Below are 17,447 nucleotides of genomic sequence, written 5' to 3'. Positions count from 1 at the left end.
TGAACAGATAAGGCTTCCCATCATGGGAAGGTCAAGGCCATGATGCGGGGTCGCACTACAGGCGGAGATTATTGTCAACCGTACGGTTGACTGCCTGCGGTTGCATTAAACCTGATCAATTCTGATTTTCGCAACAATTTCCAACGATTACCGAATCATAACGGGGCGCGGCGACGGCGCTCTGGTATGATCCGTACATGGATTTTGTCGCATCCCTGCCCAGCGCGCTGACCGAGCCAAGCCGGCGTTTCTTCGCCGAATGGCATCGCTGGCGCGGCATGGGACTGGTGCCGCAGCACAGTGTCCTGAATACCGACAGGCTGGGCGAACTGCTGATGCGCTGCCTGCTGCTGGAAATTCGCAGCCCCACTCTCATCCCGATCCGTTTCGCCGGCACCATGGTCGGCGAGCTGCTGGGCGCAAATCTGATCGGCTGCAATTATCTCGATCTGGCCGAACCCGAGAAACGCGCGCGCCGCGCCGCGCTGCTGCTGGCCGAAGTGACGCAGCCCTGCGCTGCCGTCATCTATTACTGGCTGCGCACGCCCGACGGCGCCGTGTTGCCGGTCGAACTGGTCTCGGCGCCGCTCTGCGCCGATGGCCAGACCGCACCGTCGCTGGTGCTGGTCTGTGCCACGCCGCTGATCAGGAACAGCGACCAGATCAGCAGCATCGATCCGGAGTCCTATACGGAAGGCGAAGGTCTGCGTTACATCGATATCGGCGCCGGCCTGCCGCCGGTCGGGCCCGACATTCATGCCGACAGCGCGTCCAGTAGCCGATGACCTTGCCGCATCGCTCTTCTCTGCATCCGCAGCCGCCGCAGAATCTGGAAGCGGCATTCGGCGGCGCGCGCCGCGAAGGCGGTGTCGAGGCCCTGCTGTCGGACGACAGCCGCCAGCTTCTCGCGGCATGGAAAAGCTGGCGCAGCAAGCGTCTGCTGCCGCACCGGCGCGACATGGACCTGGTGTCGATCGCCCGACTGATGCCGCGGCTGGTGCTGCTGGAAGCTTTCAGCCCGCAGCGCATGATCTTCCGCCTCGCCGGCACCGAGATCGAAACCGTGGCCGGCCTGCGCCTGATGGGCCGCGACCATATCGCGATGGCGCAGCCCGACCAGCGCGCCGCGCGCAGCCGCCTGCTGTGGGGCGCGGCGACGCAGCCCTGCGGCGCGCTTGCCTTCCATCCGATTTCGCATCCCGACAGCGGCCGGCCGCACCAGATCGAGACTTTCGTGCTGCCGGTCCTGCCCGACGACAGCACTGCGCCGATGCAGCTGATCGGCCTGGCCGCGCATCTGCCGGTGCTGGAAGCCGGCTCGCATGTGACCCGGCCGCTGGAATATGCCGGCGCGAGGCCGCATTTCCTCGATATCGGCGGCGGCATTCCGGCCTGAATACACCGGCAATCGCAATCTGGGCCCAAAGCCCGGAAAACCGCAATTAAACCCGCCAATCGGCATAAAAGCCGCAGCGCCCTCCGCTGCCTGCGCTAAACCGCTGGCATCTCTCAGGAAAATTGCGCTAGTGTTTTGCACGGCCACCAAATGGCCACAGGATCGTTATTCGTGGTCCGAAGTTTTTGAGCCCGACCCCGGGCGTAGTGAATTGCAGGGAGGCGCACCCTGACGTCGAACCAGAATGCCGAACGGCACCGCGTATTGCTGATCGAAGATTCCATGCCTGTGCGGCAGGCGCTGCGCGCCGCGCTGGAAGCTGCCGCCTACCAGGTGACCGAAGCGCCCAACGGCGAGGATGGCCTGAAGCAGGCCGGCCAGGCCGACCTGATCGTGCTNNNNGCCGACGATTATGTCACCAAGCCTTTCGATGCCGGCGAACTGCTGGCGCGCGTGCGCGCTGCGCTCCGCCGCGCACAGGAGAATGCGGCCAAGAACGGCACCACCATCGTCACCGTCGGACCTTTCGCGATCGATCCGCTGACCGGCGACACGCGCAAGGAAGACCGTCCGGTGCGGCTGTCGCCGATGGAAGCGCGCTTCGTGAAGATGCTGGCGCAGAAAAGCGGACAGCCGGTCGGGACCAGGCAGCTCACCGTCACGCTCTGGGGCAATGACAATGCCGAGATGCGCCAGGCGCTGCGCGTGCTGGCGCGCAAGGTGCGCTGCAAGCTGGAGAAGGATCCGGATGCACCGCGTTTCCTGCTCACCGAGCCGCGGCTGGGCTATCGCCTGATCAATCCGGAGCCTGCGGCCACCGCACAATAACTGCGGATTTCGCGGCCCAGATTTGCATGTGCTGCATGGCTGAACGCGGCGCGCGGAATTTTTCGTTGCAGTCCAGCGGTTTGTAAAATACGCGACCGAATGCCGCGCTCCGCTTCACGGAATCGTGGTCGGCCGAATGCGGTCTGCCCCTTGGCAAATCGCGCGTCGATACCCATATCCCTGTCATGGCGACGGCGCCCTATGCCGTTGCCGGCACCGGAAGATCCCCCCCTTCCGGCTGCCACAATGGCGCAGAGTCTATTGCGCAAAACGCCCGGCTCGCCCCCCGACCGGGCGTTTTCTTTTTCCCGCCAATGCGCCGGTTCGCCAGCGATCTGTCCGGCTTGCAGGATTGGGTTTCCTCCGCCGTCTGATAATATGCGCGGCAAGACGAGGAACGCCCAGATGACCCAGCATCCCGCCATCGACCCTGCTGTGCTGCAGCAGCGCAAGGCCTATTACGACAAGATCGGCAGCCGCAAGCTGGCGCCGCTGTGGGAAGTGCTGCATGCGCTGGTGATCCCGCAGCCGAAAAGCGCCTGCCAGCCCGCCCTGTGGCGTTACGACGAACTGCGCGACGACATCATGGAAGCCGGCCGGCTGATCACCGCTAGGGAAGCCGAGCGGCGGGTGCTGATTCTGGAGAACCCCGGCATGCCGGGCCAGTCGCGCATCACCACCTCGCTTTACGCGGGCCTGCAGCTGATCCTGCCCGGCGAAGTGGCGCCGGCGCATCGCCACACGCAGTCGGCGCTCCGCTTCATCGTCGAAGGCAACGGCGCCTATACGGCGGTCGACGGCGAGAAGACCATCATGCGCGAAGGCGATTTCGTCATCACGCCGAGCTGGACCTGGCACGATCACGGCAACGACAGCGACCATCCGATGGTGTGGATGGATGGGCTCGACATTCCGCTGGTGCAGGCGCTCGACTGTTCCTTCATGGAACGTCTGCCCGAAGACACACAGCCGCTGGCGCGACCCACCGGCGACAGCCTCGCACGCTACGGCTCCGGGCTTCTTCCCGTTGATCACGAGGTGCGCACGCCGACCTCGCCGGTGTTCAACTACCCCTACAGCCGCACGCGCGACGCGCTCGAGACCATGCGCCGCACGGAGGAGTGGGATCCGTGCCACGGACTGAAGCTGCAATATGTCAATCCGGCCACCGGGCAGAGCGCGATGCCGACCATCGGCACCTATATGCAGCTGCTGCCGAAAGGCTTTGCCGGCGAGAGCTATCGCAGTTCGGATGCCACGGTGTTCAGCGTGGTGGAGGGCAAGGGCTACACGACCGTCGGCGAAGATTCGGACGCAAAGCGCTTCGACTGGGGCCGGCGCGATACCTTTGTGATTCCGAGCTGGGTGCCGCATCGCCACCATGCGGATCCTGCGTCGGATGCCGTGCTGTTCAGCTTCTCGGATCGTCCGGTGCAGAAGGTGCTGGGCCTGTGGCGCGAAAGCCGCGGTAACCGCTAACGTCTTTTTCAGTAAGAGTAGAGAGTGAGCCATGGCGAAAGTGACCAAGATCGTCGAGATCGCCAATGACGATGAAGATGACGACGACATCTTTGGCGACGAGAGCATCGATGCGCTGACCGGCATGGCGCTCGACGAGGATGACGACCACAGCAGCCTGCGCGCCGTGGCGCGGCTGGCCAAGCTGGTCGGCAGCCTGCCGTGGTTCTCCGCCGTCGGCCGCAAGCTGACCGCGGCCGAGGTCAACGATGCCGAAGCCTATATCGCCGGCATCGGCTTTGCCGAGATGCAGGTGGCCGGCATCGAGAACTGGCTGGCAGCCAGCGGCGCGGCGCAGGCGCCCGACTGGGACGACGACTGGTGGCAGGCCGAACAGCAGATGCAGAACGCGCTGCTGGAGCAGGCGCTGACCCAGATCGACGAACACGATCTGGAAGTGGCGCTGACGCATGTCTCGACGCGCGCCGGCGAAGTGGCGCATGAACACGCCGCCAAGATGGCGCAGCGCCAGGGCGTGAGCGATCCGGCTTTGTTGAAAGTGGCAGCGGGGGCTGCGGCGCAGGCGGCCTATCAGGCAGCTTTAGTACTGGCGGCGCGCAGTGCGGATGACGAAGATGAGAGCGAAGATGAACATCCCTTCGCCATCAAGTTCCGCCTCTTCGAAGCCGGCCGCCTGCCGCTCGGGATCACCGGCAGTACGTTTAATTTGTTCTGAACATCACAGCTGAAACAGCATTGTCATGCCCGGCCTTGTGCCGGGCATCCACGCCTTCCTTACCGAGTCACCCAAGACGTGGATGGCCGGGACAAGCCCGGCCATGACAGTTGAGGGGAAGGGACGGTGCGCGCCTCACTCCTCGTCCTTGATTTCCTTGCGGCGGCCGTAGAGAAACACGCCCACGACAATCCCGCCGAGCACCAGACTGAGACTGACGCCGAGGATCAGCGGCCAGGTGGCGGCCGGATCGAAATCGACACCCATGCCATGCCAGAAATTGAACGCCTTGAAGACCGCGCCCACCAGCGCGCCGACCAGCGCCACAGTGATGACGATGGCGAAAATCTTGTCCGAACGACTGTGTTTCTGCGGCGTGGTCATGGCGGGCATGAGTATGCTCCTTTTATGTAGTCACGAAACACCAGATTGCGCCGTCTCGACAATTGGCAAGAGATGTGACGAATGGCCGCGCCTCGCCTGCGGCATTCTGTCCCTAGCCTACGGCAATCTGTCATAGTCGCATTGCCAAAAAACGAGAGGACCAGACGCCATGCCCAGCCGCGAGACCGTGGAAGCCTTTGTCGCCATGGTGGAATCCAACCAGCATGACCGCGCCATTGCCGAATTCTATGCCGAAGATGCCACCATGCAGGAAAACCTGAACAGCCCGCCGCGCCAGGGCCGCGACACCCTGGTGGCGCACGAACGCGCCGTGCTGGCGCGGGCGAAGACGGTGGAGACCGAATGCGTGCGCCCGGTGCTGATCGACGGCGACACGGTGGTGATCCACTGGATCTTCCGCTTCGAGTTCAAGGACGGCAGCAAACGCCGCATCGAGGAACTGGCGCACCAGACCTGGAAGGGCGACAAGGTGTGGCGCGAGCGCTTCTACTACGATCCGGCGCAGATGAAGGCGGGGGCCTCTTGATCCATCCCTATTGTCACTCGCGGGCTTGACCCGCGAGTCCCATTTTTCTCAGAGCCGCAAAATGGGATGCCCGGGTCAAGCCCGGGCATGACATGTAAGGGGCGAATCGTCACTTCACCCAAACCTGATGCTTCCTGTGCCAGGCCTTGAGCGACAGCTTCGGATATTCGTCATACGTCTCGTCCGATCTGCCGATCTGCGGCTTCACCCAGCTGGCCTTGTAGCGCAGCATCAGATGCACCTTCGCTTTCGGCTGCGGCAGATCGGTGTCGATGACGGATGCAAAGGGATGGATCAGCTCGGGCCAGGTCGGATCGAACAGCCAGAGCGCCGTGCCGCATTTCGTGCAGAAATTGCGCTCGCCGGTACTTAGCTTACAGGGGCTGGTTTCGCAGTTTTCGCTATCGTCGTCACAGATTTCGGCGCGATACACGCCGATACTGCGTTTTCCTTTTTTGATCTTGAGACTTGCAGACACACCGCCGAGGTTGATGGCGAAACCGCCGCCGCCCGCAGTTTTCCGGCAGATCGTGCAATAGCAAAGCTGGTAGGGCACCGGCGTATGACTGTCGAGTTCGAAGGCGACGGCACCGCAGCGACAGGACCCTTCAAGATGCATCGGCATGGACGGCTCTCCCGTGATGTGGCTGAACTGCAACAGAAAAGGACGTAGATTGCATCGTAACAATTCTGCGGTGGCCAGACCGTACGGATCGTTTTACATAACGCCACCCGCCTTACACACGGGTCGGCCGGCCTTCGCCCTCAGCACCAAATCCTGCATTGACGTCCCAGTTCCGGGGCGCATATCTCCTTTTGTCGCTCAAAGGCAGTATTTCCCATGACCACGCACACCCATTCTGGCGCCCATTTCCTGCGCAACGCCCTGATTCTCGGCCTGCTGACCGCCATAGGCCCTTTCGCGATCGACATGTATCTGCCGTCGCTGCCCTTCATCGGCGCCAACCTGAATGCCGACCCCGACAAGGTGCTGATGAGCCTGACCGCCTTCTTCATCACCTTCGCCTTCGGCCAGCTGGTCTTCGGCCCGATCTCGGACATCCTGGGCCGCCGCCTGCCGCTGTATTTCGGCGTGACCCTGTTCATCGGCGCCAGCATCGGCTGTGCGCTGGCGGAGAATGTCGAGATACTGATCGCCTTCCGCCTGCTTCAGGGTCTTGGCGGCGCGGCCGGTATTGTCATTCCGCGCGCCATCGTGCGCGACCTGCATAGCGGCGTCGAGGAAGCGCGCCTGCTCGGCCTGCTGATGCTGGTGTTCAGCGTCTCGCCTTTGCTGGCGCCGCTGTTCGGCAGCCTGATCATCGAGGCGCTGGGCTGGCGTACCGTCTTCTGGTTCGTCGCCGGCATTGCCGTGTTTGCCAGCCTGCTCGGTCTGCTGTTCGTGCCGGAGACGCGCTCGGCAGCGCAGCGCGCCGAGACCAGCGTCGGCGGCATGATCCGCACCTGCGGCCAGCTGTTCACCGACAAGACCTTCATGGGCCTGACCATGGCGGGCAGCTTTGCCATCTGCGGCTTCTTTGTCTTCCTCGCCAACGCGCCCTTCGTGATGATGGGGCAGTATGGCCTGTCGCCGGTCGGCTTCAGCATCACCTTCTCGCTGAATGCCGCCGCCTTCTTCTTCGCCGCGCAGTTCTGCGGCAAGCTGGGCGCCCGCTTCGGCCTGCGCGCGCTGGTGATGCCGTCGATCTACGGCTTTACGGCCGCGATGGTGCTGGTGTTTGCGCTGAATGCCGCCGGGTTCGACAACCTCTATCTCACCATGGCACTGCTGCTGCTCGGCTATGGCTGTCTCGGCTTCCTGCTGCCGACCTCGTCGGTGCTGGCATTGGACTCCTACGGCGAGGCGGCCGGCATGGCCGCGTCGCTGATGGCGACGCTCCAGCTGGCGGTCGGCGCGGTGGTGATCGGGGTCAGCGGCGGCTTCATCAACGGCAACGGCACGGCGATGACCGGCGGCATTGCGCTCTGCGCGGTGGCGACGCTCGCCGTGGCACTGCTGACGCTGCGCGGCAGCAACAAACAGACCGTCGCTGCGGAGTAAGCGACAGCGTCTGGAAGTGTGGACGGGACTGGGCTAAAAAACGACATGGCAAAAGCACCCGCGAAGAAGACCCCAAAGATCGCTTCTGGCCGCCCGATCACGCTGGCGACCTGGAACATCAACTCGGTCCGCGCCCGGCTCGACCTGATGGCCGGTTTCCTGTCGGAACACAATCCAGACATCCTCTGCCTGCAGGAAACCAAGGTGAAGGATGCCGAGTTTCCGCATGAGCTGTTCGAGCAGCGCGGCTATGCGCATCGCCTGATCCATGGCCAGCCCGGCTACAACGGCGTGGCGATCTTTGCCAAGACGGCGATTGCGCTGAAGGAAAAGCTGAACCTGGCCGGCCGCGACGACCGCCGCCATATCGCCGCCGAACTGGCCGATGGCACCATTCTTCATAACTACTACGTCCCTGCCGGTGGCGACGTGCCCGATCCGAAGGTGAACGACAAGTTCCAGCACAAACTCGACGTGCTGGAGGGCATGACCAAATGGTCCGCCGGCCTGAAGAAAAAGGGCGGCCGGGAAATCCTGGTCGGCGATCTCAACATCGCGCCGCTGGAAACCGATGTCTGGGCCCACAAGCCGCTGCTCAAGATCGTCAGCCACACGCCCATCGAAACCGAAGGCATGCTGAAGATGCAGGCGGCGCGCGACTGGGTCGATGCCGTACGCCATTTCGTGCCGCCGACGGAAAAGATCTACAGCTGGTGGAGCTACCGCTCGCCAGACTGGGCCACGGCCGACAAGGGCCGCCGGCTGGACCATGTCTGGGTCAGCCCGCAGCTGAAGGACAGTCTGCAGGCCGTGAAGATCGTCAAGGATATGCGCGGCCGGGAGAAGGCCTCGGACCATGTGCCGATCATTGTGACCTTGAAGCTCAGCTAGACGCCGTCTCTTCAGTCATCCTCGGGCTTGACCCGAGGATCCCATTTTCTTTCCGCACAAAAATAATGAGATGCCCGGGTCAAGCTCGGGCATGACAACGCTTTCAAATTCCTCCGTCCAGGTCCGGAGCGCCTTGCAAAAGCCCTCACCCCGACCCTCTCCCGCAAGCGGGAGAGGGAGGGCCCCGCCGCGAAGCGGTGGGAGGGTGAGGGTCTTGTCGCCGTTCACACGCCCCAGTCGGGATCCGGGATCGTCTGAAAGACCTTGCGCAGGCCTTCGCCCCACAGGCCGCGGATGCTGGCGAAGTAGGGCTCCTGGTCGGTGATCCGCTTCTTCAGCGCAAACTTCAGCGCGTCCTTGGGCAGGATCGCCAGATCGAGCGGCAGCCCGACCGAGATATTCGAGCGCAAGGTGCTGTCCATCGAGACCAGCGCGCATTTCGCCGCCTGCACCAGCGGCGTCGCCGGCGTGATTACGCGGTCGAGAATGGGCTTGCCGTATTTGATCTCGCCGATCTGCAGAAACGGCGTGTCTTCCGTCGCCTTGATGAAATTGCCGGCATAATACAGCAGATACAGCTCATGTGGCCGGTCGCCGATCTGGCCGCCCAGCAGCATGGACAGATTGGGCTCGACGCCCTGTTCCTTCAGCGCCTCGCCGTCGCGCCGCGCCACTTCGCGAATGGCGGCTCCGACCATGCCGGCGGCTTCGAACATGCTGCCCGCCTGCATCAGGTCGCAGGGCTTGCCGGCCTCGTCGGTGAAGCCGTCCTTCAGCAGCGTGACGACCGACTGGCTGAGCGACAGGTTGCCCGCCGTGGTCAGCACCAGCGCGCGGTCGCCGTCCTGCTGCCAGCTATGCATCTTGCCGAAGGTGGAGATGGAATCGACACCGGCATTGGTACGGCTGTCGGACAGCATGACGATGCCGTCATGCAGCAGAAGGCCAACGCAGTAGGTCATGACAGACGCCCCGGAAAGAAATCCCGCGCGCATCAAAGCAAGCGGATAACAACAGGGTCAAGGTATTTGAAAATTATTCGTCGTCCCCGCGAAAGCGGGGACCCAGTCGGACTGCTGTTCTGGATCCCCGCTTTCGCGGGGATGACGAAATAGGGTGTTCACCAGGCGCCGAACCAGGTGCCCCAGCCATGGATCACGCCGATCGGGAAGAAGATCGCACCGGCAATGAGGAAGCCCCATTCGCCCTGGGTGAAGCAGACATACAGATGCGTGATCCAGCCGGCAAAGCTGAGGCCGATCACAAGGGTGGCGGCAATGGCGAAACGGCGGATGAAATCGAGCATGGCAGTCTCCTGCCAGACCTAACGAACCTGCCAGGAAACAGTTCTTGGGTTCAGTTCGGCTGCATGAAGTCGCGGGCGATGGCCGCGCCCAGCTCGATATTGCTGTCGATGATATTGGTCAGGTATTCGTGCAGACCGCCGGTGAAGATGGTGTCGATCTGGTCGTAGCGCAGCTTCAGCAGCATGCTCTCCGCCAGCCGCACCGAGGGGTAGTCGCGGCGATAGCTCTCGCGCAGGTATTGCAGGATCGACACGATTTCGGCGAAGCAGGCATGTAAGGAGCGCGGGAAATCCTCGCGCAGCACCAGCAGTTCGGCCACTTTCAGCGGCCGGATGCTGTCGCGGTAAATCTGGCGGTAGATGCGGAAGGCCGAGACCGAGCGCAGCAGCGCGCCCCATTGGTAGTAATCCACCGCACCGCCGATATCGGCCGCCGAGGGCAGCAGCACGTGGTATTTCACATCCAGGATACGCGCGGTCGAGTCCGCGCGCTCAAGGAGCGTGCCGAGCCGCATGAAGCGATAGGCGTCGTCGCGCTGCATGGTGCCTTCGGCGACGCCGCGGAACAGCTGGCTGCGTTCGCGCACCCAGTCGAAGAAGGTGTTGAAGCCGTCGGCCTCGACCTTGGCGATCGAGAAAGTGCGCATCTCCAGCCAGGCGGCATTGATGCTTTCCCAGGCCTCGGAGGTGATCTGCGCCCGCATCGCGCGCGCATTCTCGCGGCCGGCTTTCAGGCAGGCATGGATCGACGACGGATTGTCGGGCGCAAAGGCCAGGAAGTCGATCACCGCGCGCCGCGTCGCCGGACCGCCATGCAGCGCGAACGATTTGTCGCAGCCGGCAATGATCAGGGCGGCTTCCCATTCGTCGTTGCGCGTGCCGCCATGGGTCGACTGCATGCTCATGCGATGCGCCACGCCGAGGATGCGCGCCATCGATTCCGCGCGTTCGACATAGCGGTTGAGCCAGTAGAGATTGTCGGCGGCGCGGCTCAGCATGCTGTGCAGCTCCACATCGTCCAATAGTTCCTGTCATGCCCGGCCTTGTGCCGGGCATCCACGTCTTGCGGCTGCCGGCAATCAGGCGTGGATGGCCGGGACAAGCCCGGCCATGACAATTCTTTTCTGTCGGCACTGCGACCCGGCATCAGTCGTCCCCGCCGGCCGCGATGTTGTCGGGCGTCTCGTCGTCTTCCAGCACCCAGGTATCCTTGGTGCCGCCGCCCTGGCTGGAATTCACCACCAGCGAGCCCTCGCGCAAGGCCACACGCGTCAGCCCGCCGGGCACCACGCGCATGGTTTCGCCCGACAGCACGAAGGGCCGCAGGTCGACATGGCGCGGCGCGATGCCGCTCTCCACGAAGGTCGGGCAGGTGCTGAGCGCGAGCGTGGGCTGCGCGATATAGGCCTCGGGCTTGGCGACGATCTTGGCGCGGAAGGCCTCGATCTCGGCGGTGCTGGATTTCGGTCCGACCAGCATGCCGTAGCCGCCCGAGCCATGCACTTCCTTGACCACCAGTTCCGGCAGATGCTCCAGCGTGTATTTCAGGTCGTCCGGCCGGCGCAGCACGTAAGTGGGTACATTAGCGAGGATCGGCTCCTCGCCGAGATAGAAACGCACCATGTCGGGCACGTAAGGATAGATCGACTTGTCGTCGGCCACGCCGGTGCCGACCGCATTCGACAGTGTGATGTTGCCGGCCTTGTAGGCTGCGAAAATCCCGGGCACGCCGATCATCGAATCCTTGCGGAAAACACGCGGATCGAGGAAGTCGTCATCGAGCCGGCGATACAGCACGTCGACGCGCTTCAGCCCGCCGACCGTACGCATGTAGACGATGTCGTCCTTGACGGTGAGATCGCCGCCCTCGACCAGCTCGATACCCATCTGCTCGGCGAGGAAGACATGCTCGAAATAGGCCGAGTTATAGACACCCGGCGTCAGCAGCGCGACGGTCGGCTCGTCCTCACAGTTCGGCGGTGCGGACTCGCGCAAGGTCTGCAGCAGCGCATCGGGATAATGGCCGACCGGCGCGACGCGCACCTGCGCAAAGAGATCCGGGAACAGGCGCATCATCGCCTCGCGGTTCTCCAGCATGTAGGAGACGCCCGACGGCGTGCGGCAGTTGTCTTCCAGCACGTAGAATTCGTTTTCCGCCGTGCGCACCAGGTCGATGCCAGCGATATGGGTATAGGTCTGGCGCGCGATGGTGACATCGCGCATGTGGTTCACGTAAGCGGCATTCCTGAGGATCAGGTCTTCCGGGATGGTGCCGGCGCGCAGGATCTCGCGCTTGTGGTAGATGTCATCCAGAAAGGCGTTCAGCGCTTTTACGCGCTGCTTCAGGCCGCGCCGCAGGCGCTTCCATTCCTTGGCGGCGATAATGCGCGGCACGATGTCGAAGGGGATCAGCCGTTCGGTGTCGCCGCCCTCGCCATAGACGGCAAAGGTGATCCCCAAGCGCCGGAACAGCAGGTCGGCTTCCTGGCGGCGGCGCGCCAGCATGTCGCCCGGAGCGGCATCGAGCCAGCGCTTGTAGTCGCGGTAGGGGGCGCGGACACCCTGGCCCTGGGATTGCGTCTGGCTCTGCGACTGGCTTTGGGTCGCGGGTCCGAGGTCCATCTCGTCGAAAGCGGTCAAGGGCAGAATCTCCGCGACGAGAACGTGCGAGGGCGGGTTCCGTTCGATTTAATCGGAAAACGGGCGGAGATAAAAGCGGATTGCGCAGAACAGGCCCGGTCTGGACGCGGACGCGACCGGCAAACGTCGGAGGAGAAGCAACCCGGGCCGGCGGGTGGGACTGCCGGCCCGGATGCCTTCGCGTACCCCCGTTACTGCACCGTCTCGCCGTGCAGGTTCAGGTCGAGGCCATCGCGTTCGGTGGCCTCATCGACGCGCAGACCGATGGTCCAGTCGATGATCTTCAGGATGATCAGGCTGACCACCGCCGTGAAGATGATGGTGATGACCACGCCGTAGATCTGGGTCAGCACCTGGCCGGCATTGCCGTCGATCAGGCCGAGCGGGGCATCCTTGCCGGCAATCGCCGCCTTGGCGAAGACACCGGTGAGGATGGCGCCGACTACGCCGCCGACACCGTGCACGCCCCAGACATCGAGGCTGTCGTCGTAGCCCAGCGCGTTCTTCACCGTGGTGGAGGCCACGAAGCAGACAATGCCGGCGACGAGGCCGATGATCAGCGCGCCCATCGGATCGACGAAGCCGGCCGCCGGCGTGATGGCGACGAGGCCGCCGACCGCGCCGGAGACAATGCCGAGCACGCTGGGTTTGCCGCGGGCGAGCCATTCGGCGAACATCCAGGCCATCGCGGCCGCCGCCGTGGCGATCTGGGTGACCAGCATGGCCATGCCGGCATTGGCGGTGGCACCGGCAGCCGAGCCGGCGTTGAAGCCGAACCAGCCGACCCACAGCAGCGAGGCGCCGATGATCGACAGCGTCAGGTTATGCGGCGCATGCGCGACCTTGCCGTAGCCATGGCGCTTGCCGAGCACGAGGCAGGCGACNNTAGACGAAGATCAGCCACAGGCCCATGAACCACAGCAGCGCCGAGAATTTCATGCGGTCGGCGAAGGCGCCGGTGATCAGCGCCGGCGTGATGATGGCGAAGGTCATCTGGAAGGTGACGAAGACGGTTTCCGGAATCGTCTTGGCCAGGTCGTTGACGCTGTCGATGGCGACGCTGGCGAGGAAGAGATTGGAGAAGCCGCCGATGATCGCGTTGCCTTCCGAGAAGACCAGGCTGTAGCCGATCACCATCCACAGGATCGACACCAGGCAGGTGATGGCAAAGCTCTGCATCATGATGGCGAGCACATTCTGCTTGCGCACCATGCCGCCGTAGAAGAGGGCGAGGCCGGGGATGGTCATGAGCAGGACCAGCGCGGTCGAGGTCAGCATCCAGGCGGTGTCGCCGGTGTCGAGTTTCGGTGCTTCGGCTGCCGCAGCCTGGGCGAAGCCGAGCGAGGGAATCATGGCGAACAGCGCCGCCAGCAGCGCGCCGAACATCACATAGCCGAGCCAGCCGGGACCGGCCGCTTTGGCCGACGAGACGGTGGAGAGTTGCATGACGAATAAATCCTCCTGTCAGGGGAGGCCGCGCCAGTTTCCGGTCCGGGTCCGGGATCGCTCCCAACTTGGGATCGCTCCCGGCTGCCGGCAGACCAGACCCGGTTCCCCCCATTGAGAATCCCGGACAGGCCCACCCCTGGCGCATACCTCTGACTACGGAGTTACAAGAAGCGTGCCAGCGGGTTGCACTGCAGTATTGACGGTGGAATCGGCGAATCCGCCCAACAGCTTGGCCATTCCGGCCGCAGTTCTGGCAGGCTGTGGTCAAATTTTAGGCGAATACTGGCCGTCTGGTGCTTTTTTGAGCCGCGAGCCGGCCCCAGATTCTGTCCAGGGTCAACCCTGCGGCTTGAAATCGAGCGCCACGCCGTTGATGCAGTAGCGCAGGCCGGTCGGCTCCGGCCCGTCCTCGAAGACATGGCCGAGATGGCCCTGGCATTTGGCGCAATGCACTTCCACGCGGCGCATGCCGTGGCTGGTGTCGACGCTGGCGGCGACATTCTCGGCCACCGGCGCGTAGAAGCTCGGCCAGCCGCTGCCGCTGTCGTATTTGGTGGCGGAGGAAAACACCTCGGCGCCGCAGCCGGCGCAGAAATATTGCCCCGCGCGCTTTTCCTTGTTGAGCGCGCTGGAGCCGGGCCGCTCGGTGCCATGATCGCGCAGCACGCGTTCGGCTTCGGGGGAGAGGGATTTGGTGTCGGTCATGGCGGTCACTCCTTCGCGGGCGACAAGATAGTGCGCGGCGCACCATCATCAACCGGGGCTGCATCAACCTCGGCCGCCACCACGCGATTGCGGCCCCGCTGCTTGGCGCGATAGAGCGCAGCATCGGCCTCGTGCATCCAGGCATCCATCCGCTGGCCGGTCTGCAGCACGGCCACGCCGATGCTGACGGTGACGGGCGCGGCCCCAGACTCCACACCGGACATGGCCGCCGCCTCGATTCGCGCGCGCAGGTCTTCCGCCACCGTCAATGCAGCATTCAGATCCGTATCCGGCAGCAGCAGCAGGAATTCGTCGCCGCCGATGCGGAAGACACGGTCGAGCCGGCGCACGCGGTCGCCGATCAGCGCCACCACGGTCCGCAGCACGCTGTCGCCGGCGGCATGACCCAGCCGGTCGTTGATCTCCTTGAAGCGATCGATATCCACCACCAGCAAGGCGGCGCTGGCTTTGGTGCGGCGCTGGCGTTCGATCACGTCGTCGAGGCAGGATTCCATATGGCGGCGGTTATACGCGCCGGTCAGTGGATCGGTGATGGTCTGCGCCACCAGCCGGTCGTGCAGGTCGTTGATCACGCCGAGGATGATGTTGACGATCACGATGGTGAGCAGCATCGAGGCGAAGACGCGGATCGCCGTGGCGGTGTCGACATTGAGCGCGACCAGCAGAGCCGTGCCGACCAGCAGGCCGAGGCTGACCAGCACGGCAAGGCCGCGCGTCAGCACGAAATAGCAGAACAGCAGCACCGGATAGGTCCACAGCACGCCATAGGCCGGCTGCAGCAACAGCAGAATCGCCACGGCCGCGGCGGTCGGCACCAGCAGCAGCGCAAACGGCACCGGCGGCCGGCGGCCGCGATGGATCGCACGGGCATCGACGGCCAGGACGCCGACGGTGGCGAGGATGGCGAGGCCGAGCGACAGGCGGTCGATGAACAGGTTGAAGATGCCGAACGGCGTGAGCAGCACCGCGCTGGCGATGGCGATACGGTAGAGGATTTTCTCGCGATGGCCTTCCAGCGCATCGCCGCTGCCGAACAGCCGGGTCAGGAGGGTGCGGGGCTGTTTGGGCCGCGGCTGCATTCCGCACCGGTCAGCGCTTGCTCAGCTTCTTGGCCAGCTCGTCGAGCTGTTCGAGCTTCTGGTAATGCACGATCAGACGGCCGGCTTCCGCATTGCCGGCTTCGCTCTCGATCTCGACCTTCATGCCGAGCGCTGCCGCCAGGCCGCGCTCAAACGCCAGCGTGTCGGCATCCTTGCGCACCGGCGCGGCGTCCTTCGCCGGCTTGGCCGTGCTGCCGGCCGGGCGACCGCCTTTTTTCGCGGCCGCCGGCGTGCCTACGGCGCGGCCGACCGCCACCAGCTTTTCCACTTCGCGCGCCGTCAGCCGGCCCTCGATGATGCGCTGCGCGAGCTGCTCGGCCAGCGGATGGCCTATCAGCGGCCGGGCCTGGCCCGCCGTCAGCTTGCCGGTGATGACCAGCGCGATGACCGGTTTGGGCAGCTGCAGCAGGCGCAGGATATTGGTGACATGGCTGCGGCTCTTGCCGATCACCTGGGCGATCTGGTCCTGGCTGTAGCCGAATTCCTCCGACAGCTGCAGGAAGGCGCCGGCCTCTTCCACCGCGTTGAGATCCTCGCGCTGCAGGTTTTCGATCAGGCCGATCTCGACGGCGTCGCGGTCGGTGATCTCCTTGATCACCACCGGCACGGCATGGATCTTGGCCAGCTGCGCGGCGCGCCAGCGGCGCTCGCCGGCGATGATCTCATACCCCTGCCCGTCCTTGGCGCGACGCACCAACAAAGGCTGCAGCACGCCCTTCGACTTGATCGACTGCGCCAGTTCCTCCAGCGCCTCCTTGTTGAAGACCTTGCGCGGCTGATACGGATTCGGCTTGAGCTGCTCGATGGGAATTTCGCGCACGCCGCCGGCAGCGGTGCGCGCAGCCGCGGCGTCGGAGCCCGGCGCCGGTTCGCCCATCAATGCGGCCAAGCCGCGGCCGAGGCCGCGGCGTTTCGGATCGTCGATCATACTCTGTCCTCTGTACCCTACTTAAGTACCCTCACCCTCCCGCGCTTCGCTGCGGGGCCCTCCCTCTCCCGCTTGCGGGAGAGGGTTGGGGTGAGGGCCTTGTTTTTACTCCGCCGCGTCGCGCAACGCCTGCTCGCGTTTGATCACCTCGCGCGCCAGCGCCATATACGCCGTGCTGCCCGGTGCGCGGTGGTCATAGATCAGCGCCGGCACGCCATGGCTCGGCGCTTCCGAGATGCGCACATTGCGCGGGATCACCGTCTCGTAAACCTTCTCGCCGAGAAAGCCGCGCACGTCGGCCGCCACCTGGTCGGACAGGTTGTTGCGCTTGTCGAACATGGTCAGCACCACGCCCTGCACATCCAGCGTCGGATTGAGCGTGGTGCGCACGCGCTCGACCGTGCGCAGCAGCTGGCTCAGGCCTTCGAGCGCAAAGAACTCGCATTGCAGCGGCACCAGCACTGCGTCCGACGCCACCATCGCATTGACGGTCAGCAGCGTGAGCGACGGCGGGCAGTCGATCAGGATATGGTCGAAATCGGCGAGCCGCCCTTCGATCGCATGTTTCAGGCGATGGGTGCGATGTTCGAGATCCATCATCTCGAGTTCGGCGCCGGCGAGTTCGACATTGGCCGGCACGATGGACAGATTCGGCACTTTGGTTGAACGAATGGTCTCGTGCAGCTCGGCCGCGCCCATCAGCAGCTCATATGTGCCGAAGTCGCGCTCCTCATGCGTCAGGCCGAGACCGGTCGAGGCATTGCCCTGCGGATCGCTGTCGATCAGCAGCACGCGCTCACCGACCGCGGCCAGCGCGGTGGCGAGATTGATCGCTGTCGTGGTCTTGCCGACGCCGCCCTTCTGGTTGGCAATCGCCAGCACGCGGCCCTGACGGACCGGCGCGACTTTCGCCTGCGGGCTGCCGGCATCCAGTTCGGCATTCAGGGTGCTGTCGTCACCCCAGGCGCCGCTCTGGCTGCCCTCGCCGCCATGTTC

Annotated in this window: 18 protein-coding genes and 1 pseudogene; 8 read left to right on the top strand and 11 right to left on the bottom strand. The window is 64.3% G+C overall.

The window, feature by feature from the left end; translation table 11 throughout:
* The first annotated feature begins 197 nt into the window (after nt 1-197).
* The 5 genes from CTR53_RS16780 to CTR53_RS16760 all read left to right on the top strand — a co-directional run bounded on the left by CTR53_RS16780 (nt 198) and on the right by CTR53_RS16760 (nt 4,418).
* Nucleotides 198-785: a PAS domain-containing protein gene (locus CTR53_RS16780; protein ID WP_290816020.1), complete on the top strand. Its 588-nt coding sequence runs from the start codon at nt 198-200 to the stop codon at nt 783-785.
* A complete protein-coding gene (locus CTR53_RS16775; protein ID WP_290816017.1) occupies nt 782-1,396 on the top strand; it encodes a PAS domain-containing protein in 615 nt (204 codons plus the stop codon). The genes CTR53_RS16780 and CTR53_RS16775 overlap by 4 nt, the downstream gene beginning before the upstream one ends.
* 282 nt (nt 1,397-1,678) lie before the next feature.
* Nucleotides 1,679-2,224: a winged helix-turn-helix domain-containing protein gene (locus CTR53_RS16770; protein ID WP_290816013.1), complete on the top strand. Its 546-nt coding sequence runs from the start codon at nt 1,679-1,681 to the stop codon at nt 2,222-2,224.
* A 405-nt stretch (nt 2,225-2,629) separates the two neighbouring features.
* Nucleotides 2,630-3,703, top strand: coding sequence for a gentisate 1,2-dioxygenase (gene gtdA, locus CTR53_RS16765; protein ID WP_290816010.1), 1,074 nt, complete (start codon nt 2,630-2,632; stop codon nt 3,701-3,703).
* A 31-nt stretch (nt 3,704-3,734) separates the two neighbouring features.
* Complete coding sequence (locus CTR53_RS16760) at nt 3,735-4,418, top strand: hypothetical protein (RefSeq protein WP_290816006.1); 684 nt, start codon at nt 3,735-3,737, stop codon at nt 4,416-4,418.
* A 135-nt stretch (nt 4,419-4,553) separates the two neighbouring features.
* On the opposite strand, the gene CTR53_RS16755 is transcribed toward CTR53_RS16760, so the two are convergent.
* Nucleotides 4,554-4,811, bottom strand: coding sequence for a hypothetical protein (locus CTR53_RS16755; RefSeq protein ID WP_290816001.1), 258 nt, complete (start codon nt 4,809-4,811; stop codon nt 4,554-4,556).
* Between the two features lie 160 nt (nt 4,812-4,971).
* Between CTR53_RS16755 and CTR53_RS16750 the strand changes: the two genes are divergently transcribed.
* Nucleotides 4,972-5,349 carry a nuclear transport factor 2 family protein gene (locus CTR53_RS16750; RefSeq protein WP_290815996.1) on the top strand — a complete coding sequence of 126 codons (378 nt, stop codon included), beginning with the start codon at nt 4,972-4,974 and terminating at the stop codon, nt 5,347-5,349.
* Nucleotides 5,350-5,458: 109 nt separating this feature from the next.
* Here the strand turns inward: CTR53_RS16750 and CTR53_RS16745 are convergent, their stop codons facing one another.
* Nucleotides 5,459-5,974: a GFA family protein gene (locus tag CTR53_RS16745; protein ID WP_290815993.1), complete on the bottom strand. Its 516-nt coding sequence runs from the start codon at nt 5,972-5,974 to the stop codon at nt 5,459-5,461.
* A gap of 216 nt (nt 5,975-6,190) precedes the next feature.
* On the opposite strand from CTR53_RS16745, the gene CTR53_RS16740 reads away from it, so the two are divergent.
* Complete coding sequence (locus CTR53_RS16740) at nt 6,191-7,411, top strand: multidrug effflux MFS transporter (protein WP_290815990.1); 1,221 nt, start codon at nt 6,191-6,193, stop codon at nt 7,409-7,411.
* 45 nt (nt 7,412-7,456) lie between these two features.
* A complete protein-coding gene (gene xth / locus CTR53_RS16735; RefSeq protein WP_290815988.1) occupies nt 7,457-8,302 on the top strand; it encodes an exodeoxyribonuclease III in 846 nt (281 codons plus the stop codon).
* A gap of 224 nt (nt 8,303-8,526) precedes the next feature.
* Here the strand turns inward: xth and CTR53_RS16730 are convergent, their stop codons facing one another.
* From CTR53_RS16730 to CTR53_RS16690, 9 genes and pseudogenes are all read right to left on the bottom strand, one after another.
* The gene (locus CTR53_RS16730) at nt 8,527-9,264 is read right to left on the bottom strand and encodes a peptidase (RefSeq protein ID WP_290815985.1); all 738 of its coding nucleotides are present in this window, start codon (nt 9,262-9,264) and stop codon (nt 8,527-8,529) included.
* Between the two features lie 158 nt (nt 9,265-9,422).
* Nucleotides 9,423-9,608, bottom strand: a complete 186-nt coding sequence (locus CTR53_RS16725) for a hypothetical protein (protein ID WP_290815982.1) — start codon at nt 9,606-9,608, stop codon at nt 9,423-9,425.
* Nucleotides 9,609-9,658: 50 nt separating this feature from the next.
* Nucleotides 9,659-10,606 (bottom strand): alpha-E domain-containing protein, encoded by a 948-nt coding sequence (locus CTR53_RS16720; RefSeq protein ID WP_290815979.1) that lies wholly within the window; start codon nt 10,604-10,606, stop codon nt 9,659-9,661.
* Nucleotides 10,607-10,754: 148 nt separating this feature from the next.
* Nucleotides 10,755-12,230, bottom strand: coding sequence for a circularly permuted type 2 ATP-grasp protein (locus CTR53_RS16715; protein WP_290816167.1), 1,476 nt, complete (start codon nt 12,228-12,230; stop codon nt 10,755-10,757).
* A 209-nt stretch (nt 12,231-12,439) separates the two neighbouring features.
* Nucleotides 12,440-13,601, bottom strand: a pseudogene (locus CTR53_RS16710) (ammonium transporter).
* A 432-nt stretch (nt 13,602-14,033) separates the two neighbouring features.
* Nucleotides 14,034-14,402 (bottom strand): peptide-methionine (R)-S-oxide reductase MsrB, encoded by a 369-nt coding sequence (gene msrB / locus CTR53_RS16705; protein ID WP_290815976.1) that lies wholly within the window; start codon nt 14,400-14,402, stop codon nt 14,034-14,036.
* A 5-nt stretch (nt 14,403-14,407) separates the two neighbouring features.
* Nucleotides 14,408-15,502 (bottom strand): diguanylate cyclase, encoded by a 1,095-nt coding sequence (locus CTR53_RS16700; protein WP_290815972.1) that lies wholly within the window; start codon nt 15,500-15,502, stop codon nt 14,408-14,410.
* A gap of 10 nt (nt 15,503-15,512) precedes the next feature.
* Nucleotides 15,513-16,451 carry a ParB/RepB/Spo0J family partition protein gene (locus CTR53_RS16695; protein WP_290815970.1) on the bottom strand — a complete coding sequence of 313 codons (939 nt, stop codon included), beginning with the start codon at nt 16,449-16,451 and terminating at the stop codon, nt 15,513-15,515.
* A 105-nt stretch (nt 16,452-16,556) separates the two neighbouring features.
* Entirely contained in the window at nt 16,557-17,384 is an 828-nt protein-coding gene (locus CTR53_RS16690; protein WP_290816165.1) for a ParA family protein, read from the bottom strand.
* Between the last annotated feature and the right edge of the window lie 63 nt (nt 17,385-17,447).

It is taken from the genome of Ferrovibrio sp., from assembly GCF_002796975.1.
Lineage (GTDB): Bacteria > Pseudomonadota > Alphaproteobacteria > Ferrovibrionales > Ferrovibrionaceae > Ferrovibrio.
This window is presented reverse-complemented; position numbering and strand designations above follow the sequence as displayed.

What these genes read in the sequence shown, in the direction of transcription:
- CTR53_RS16695 (WP_290815970.1), bottom strand. Translation starts at nt 16,451, where the DNA reads ATGATCGACGATCCGAAACGCCGCGGCCTCGGCCGCGGCTTGGCCGCA.
- CTR53_RS16780 (WP_290816020.1), top strand. Translation starts at nt 198, where the DNA reads ATGGATTTTGTCGCATCCCTGCCCAGCGCGCTGACCGAGCCAAGCCGG.
- CTR53_RS16760 (WP_290816006.1), top strand. Translation starts at nt 3,735, where the DNA reads ATGGCGAAAGTGACCAAGATCGTCGAGATCGCCAATGACGATGAAGAT.
- msrB (WP_290815976.1), bottom strand. Translation starts at nt 14,402, where the DNA reads ATGACCGACACCAAATCCCTCTCCCCCGAAGCCGAACGCGTGCTGCGC.
- CTR53_RS16720 (WP_290815979.1), bottom strand. Translation starts at nt 10,606, where the DNA reads ATGCTGAGCCGCGCCGCCGACAATCTCTACTGGCTCAACCGCTATGTC.
- CTR53_RS16725 (WP_290815982.1), bottom strand. Translation starts at nt 9,608, where the DNA reads ATGCTCGATTTCATCCGCCGTTTCGCCATTGCCGCCACCCTTGTGATC.
- CTR53_RS16755 (WP_290816001.1), bottom strand. Translation starts at nt 4,811, where the DNA reads ATGCCCGCCATGACCACGCCGCAGAAACACAGTCGTTCGGACAAGATT.
- CTR53_RS16700 (WP_290815972.1), bottom strand. Translation starts at nt 15,502, where the DNA reads ATGCAGCCGCGGCCCAAACAGCCCCGCACCCTCCTGACCCGGCTGTTC.
- CTR53_RS16715 (WP_290816167.1), bottom strand. Translation starts at nt 12,230, where the DNA reads ATGGACCTCGGACCCGCGACCCAAAGCCAGTCGCAGAGCCAGACGCAA.
- CTR53_RS16775 (WP_290816017.1), top strand. Translation starts at nt 782, where the DNA reads ATGACCTTGCCGCATCGCTCTTCTCTGCATCCGCAGCCGCCGCAGAAT.
- xth (WP_290815988.1), top strand. Translation starts at nt 7,457, where the DNA reads ATGGCAAAAGCACCCGCGAAGAAGACCCCAAAGATCGCTTCTGGCCGC.
- gtdA (WP_290816010.1), top strand. Translation starts at nt 2,630, where the DNA reads ATGACCCAGCATCCCGCCATCGACCCTGCTGTGCTGCAGCAGCGCAAG.
- CTR53_RS16750 (WP_290815996.1), top strand. Translation starts at nt 4,972, where the DNA reads ATGCCCAGCCGCGAGACCGTGGAAGCCTTTGTCGCCATGGTGGAATCC.
- CTR53_RS16730 (WP_290815985.1), bottom strand. Translation starts at nt 9,264, where the DNA reads ATGACCTACTGCGTTGGCCTTCTGCTGCATGACGGCATCGTCATGCTG.
- CTR53_RS16745 (WP_290815993.1), bottom strand. Translation starts at nt 5,974, where the DNA reads ATGCCGATGCATCTTGAAGGGTCCTGTCGCTGCGGTGCCGTCGCCTTC.
- CTR53_RS16740 (WP_290815990.1), top strand. Translation starts at nt 6,191, where the DNA reads ATGACCACGCACACCCATTCTGGCGCCCATTTCCTGCGCAACGCCCTG.